Source organism: Streptomyces sp. NPDC045701, from assembly GCF_056432045.1.
Map to the genome: position 1 here is coordinate 1 of NZ_JBWKJV010000226.1, position 1,105 is coordinate 1,105.

Consider the following 1,105-nt stretch of genomic DNA (forward strand, 5'->3'; position numbering starts at 1 on the left):
TGTCCTGCGCCGGGAATTCGATTAAGATATGAGGCCAGGCGTTCGAGGATCTCGTCGGCGCTCTTCGTCCATGTGAAGGGGCGGGGGTTCTCATTCCAGGTCTTGATCCAGCTGCGGATGTCCTTCTCCAGTGCCTGGAGGGACTTGTGGGTGCCGCGCCGTATCTGCTTGTCCGTCAGGAGGCCGAACCATCGCTCGACCTGGTTGAGCCAGGAGGAATAGGTGGGGGTGAAGTGCATGTGGAACCGGGGGTGGGCCTCCAGCCACTTCCTGACCGGCGGCGATTTGTGGGTGCTGTAGTTGTCGCAGATCAGGTGGACGTCCAGGCCGGCCGGGACTTCCTTGTCGAGCTTGGCCAGGAACTTCTTGAACTCGACAGCCCGGTGACGGCGGTGGATGGAGCCGATGATCTCGCCGGTGGCCACGTCCAGCGCCGCAAACAGGGTGGTCACGCCGTGGCGGATGTAGTCGTGGGTGCGGCGCTCGGGCATGCCCGGCATCATCGGCAGCACCGGCGCGGACCGGTCCAGCGCCTGGATCTGGGACTTCTCATCCACGCACAGGACCAGGGCACTTTCCGGCGGGTCCAGATACAGGCCCACCACATCGCGGACCTTGTCGATGAACTGCGGGTCGCTGGACAGCTTGAACGTATCCACCTGATGCGGCTTGAGACCGAACGCCTTCCAGATCCGGCCGACCGAGGACTTCGACAGCCCGCTCTCGGCCGCCATCGAAGCCCTCGACCAGTGCGTGGCGTCCTTCGGCGACCGCTCCAGCGTGGCGACGACGACCTCCTCGACCCGGTCATCGGTGATCTTCCTCGGCGCGCCGGGCCGGGGCTCGTCCACCAGCCCTTCCATCCGCCGCTCCAGGAAGCGCCGCCGCCACTTGCCTACGGTCTGCGGCCAGATGCCGAGCTCGTCGGCAACCTGCCGGTTCGTCTTGCCGTCCGCACACCCCAGCACGATCCGGCACCGCTGAGCCAGCGCCTGCGAGGACTTCGCCCGCCGCGACCAGCGCACCAGCGCCGCCCGCTCATCCTCCGACAACACCAGCTCGGCCATCGGCCGCCCCATCTTCGCCATGGAGACAGCTTACTAAT

At 66.1% G+C, this 1,105-nt stretch carries 1 protein-coding gene; it reads right to left on the reverse strand.

Annotated features, from left to right (window positions below; all coding sequences use genetic code 11):
* Positions 1 to 1,088: IS630 family transposase (locus tag AC07DW_RS34610; RefSeq protein ID WP_478861549.1), on the reverse strand; the 1,088-nt coding region annotated here is incomplete at its 3' end.
* Positions 1,089 to 1,105 lie beyond the last annotated feature (17 nt).